Genomic DNA, 2,699 nt, shown 5'->3' on the forward strand with positions numbered 1-2,699 from the left:
CTACCCCATCGGGGCGAGCTACCCGCCCGACTGGGGCGAGCGGACCATGAGCCTGCGCCCCGGCGACAAAACCGTGCTCGAGCCCGGCATGACTTTCCACTTCATGCCCGGCCTGTGGCAGGACGACTGGGGCCTGGAGATTACCGAAAGCATCCTCATCACCGACACCGGCGTCGAGCCCCTGTGCACCACGCCACGCAAACTGTTCGTCAAGGAGTGAGTGTCATGAAACCCTCACCGATCAGCCCGACCGTCGATTTCGACCGCGACGGCGTGCAGCACGGCTTTCTCAAGCTGCCCTATTCGCGCGACACCGCCGCCTGGGGGGCGGTGATGATTCCGGTCACCGTGGTGCGCAACGGCGACGGCCCGACCGCGCTGCTCACCGGCGCCAACCATGGCGACGAGTACGAAGGCGCGGTGGCGCTGCGCAAGCTCACCGACACGCTCACGCCCGAGCAAGTGCGCGGCCGCGTGATCATCGTGCCCTTTCTCAACTTTCCGGCCTTTCGCGCCGGCACGCGCACCTCGCCGATCGACAAGGGCAACCTCAATCGTGCCTTTCCCGGCAAGCCGGACGGCACGGTGACCGAGAAGATCGCCGACTACATCCAGCGCCACCTGTTGCCGCTGGCCGACTATGTGCTCGACATCCACTCCGGCGGCAAGACGCTCGACTTCCTGCCCTTCGCGGCCATCCATGTGCTCGCCGACAAGGCGCAGGAGGCACGCTGCCAGGCGGCGATGGAAGCCTTCGGCGCGCCCTACTCGATGCACATGCTCGAGCTCGACAGTGTCGGCATGTTCGACACCGCGGCCGAAGACGCGGGCAAGGTGTTCGTCTCCACCGAGCTGGGCGGCGGCGGCACCGCGACCGCCAAGAGCATCGCCATCGCCGAGCGCGGCGTGCGCGACTTCCTGATCCACTGCGGCATCTGCCAGGGCGAGGCCTCGCAGCGTCAATCGATCAAGCTCGACATGCCCGATGGTGACTGCTATGTCGCCTCGACGCATGACGGCCTGCTCGAGATGTGCGTCGACCTCGGTGATCCGGTGAACACCGGCGATGTGGTCGGCCGGGTGTATGACGTGACGCGTACCGGCAGCGCGCCGGTCGAGTATCGCGCGGCACGCGGCGGCATTCTCGCGGCACGGCACTTTCCCGGCCTCATCAGCGTCGGCGACACCCTCGCGGTAATCGCCGACGTGGTCGGCTGACCCCGACACCCTATTCATATTCAACACCGTCCGAACGGCACCGGCCGGGACACACATCCGACCAAGGAGAGACAGCAATGAACGACTACGAAAACCACACCGGAACGGCATCGGTCTGGGCCGGCGAAGAACACCTGTTCGCCGAGAACGCCATCTGCCTGCCCGTCTACAATTCCGTCACCTTCGGCTATGACGACATGGACGAATGGCACCAGGTCGGCATGGGCAAGAAAAAAGGCCACATCTACTCGCGCAACACCAACCCGACGGTGCGCCCGCTCGAAGAGAAGATCCGCCTCATGGACGGCGGCGAAGAGGCCACCAGCTTTTCCACCGGCATGGCGGCCATCAGCAACACGCTGTTCACCCTGCTCGGGCCGGGCGACCGCGTGGTGGCGATCAAGGACACCTATGGCGGCTCGAACAAGATCTTCATCAAGTTCCTGCCGCAGATGAAGGTCGACGTGTGCATGGTCGACACCAGCGATTTCGACGCCATCGAGCGCGAGGTCAAGAAGGGCTGCAAGGTGCTCTACCTCGAGACGCCGACCAACCCGACGCTGAAGATCGTCGACATCGAGCGCCTCGCCAAGGTGGCGCACGAACACGGCGCCATCGTAGTGGTCGACAACACCTTCGCCACGCCGATCAACCAGCGCCCGATCAGCCTGGGTGCGGATGTCGTCGTTTACAGCGCGACCAAGTACCTCAACGGCCATTCGGACGTGATGGGTGGTCTGGCCGTCGGCAAGAAGGCGCTGATCGACCAGATCTTCCACTACCGCGAGATCACCGGCGCCACCCTGCACCCGCAATCGGCCTACATGATCCTGCGCGGCATGAAGACGCTCGAGCTGCGCATCGCGCGCCACAACGAAAACGCCATGAAGGTCGCCACCTTCCTGTCGCAGCACCCGAAGGTCGAGCAGGTCTTCTACCCCGGCCTGGAAACGCACCTGAACCACGCCATCGCGAAGAAACAAATGCGCGGCTTCGGCGGCATGCTGAGCTTCTCGCTCAAGGGCGGCTTCGAGAACGTGGTGACCGTACTGGAGAACCTCAAGTACGCTCACAAGGCGGCCAGTCTCGGTTCCGTCGGCACCCTCGTCGGCCCGCCGCGCACCACCAGCCACGTCGAGCTGACCGAGCAGGAACGCGCCAACGCCGGCATCCCCGAGAGCCTCATCCGCTACTCGGCCGGCATCGAGAACGGCGACGACCTGGTGGCCGATCTGGAGCAGGCGCTGGCCAAGATCTGATCCGCCGTCCCATCCATTCCGTCACCCCTGCCCCGCCCGTGCGGCGTGGCAGGGGGAGGAGCCCGCATGAGTGAACTGCAGGAAGTCAAAGTCCCCGATATCGGCGATTACGCCGATGTGCCGGTGATCGAGCTTTACGTCAAGGTCGGCGACACCATCGCCGTCGATGACCCCATCGTCACGCTCGAATCCGACAAAGCCACCATGGACGTGCCGTCCGAG

Annotated in this window: 4 protein-coding genes; all 4 read left to right on the forward strand. The window is 64.8% G+C overall.

From position 1 onward, the window contains the following. On the forward strand, window positions 1-220 hold a 220-nt coding region (locus FHP91_RS20790), incomplete at its 5' end, for a M24 family metallopeptidase (protein WP_144311361.1). A gap of 5 nt (window positions 221-225) precedes the next feature. Then, window positions 226-1,218: a N(2)-acetyl-L-2,4-diaminobutanoate deacetylase DoeB gene (gene doeB / locus FHP91_RS20795; RefSeq protein ID WP_144311362.1), complete on the forward strand. Its 993-nt coding sequence runs from the start codon at window positions 226-228 to the stop codon at window positions 1,216-1,218. 77 nt (window positions 1,219-1,295) lie between these two features. Continuing rightward, on the forward strand, window positions 1,296-2,477 hold the full coding sequence (locus tag FHP91_RS20800; protein ID WP_144311363.1) for a cystathionine gamma-synthase family protein: 1,182 nt from the start codon (window positions 1,296-1,298) through the stop codon (window positions 2,475-2,477). 66 nt (window positions 2,478-2,543) lie between these two features. Further along, window positions 2,544-2,699, forward strand: a 156-nt coding sequence (locus FHP91_RS20805; protein ID WP_144311364.1) for a biotin/lipoyl-containing protein, incomplete at its 3' end; no start/stop codon positions are given.

Source organism: Denitromonas halophila, from assembly GCF_007625155.1.
In the GTDB taxonomy this organism is placed as follows: Bacteria; Pseudomonadota; Gammaproteobacteria; order Burkholderiales; family Rhodocyclaceae; genus Nitrogeniibacter; species Nitrogeniibacter halophilus.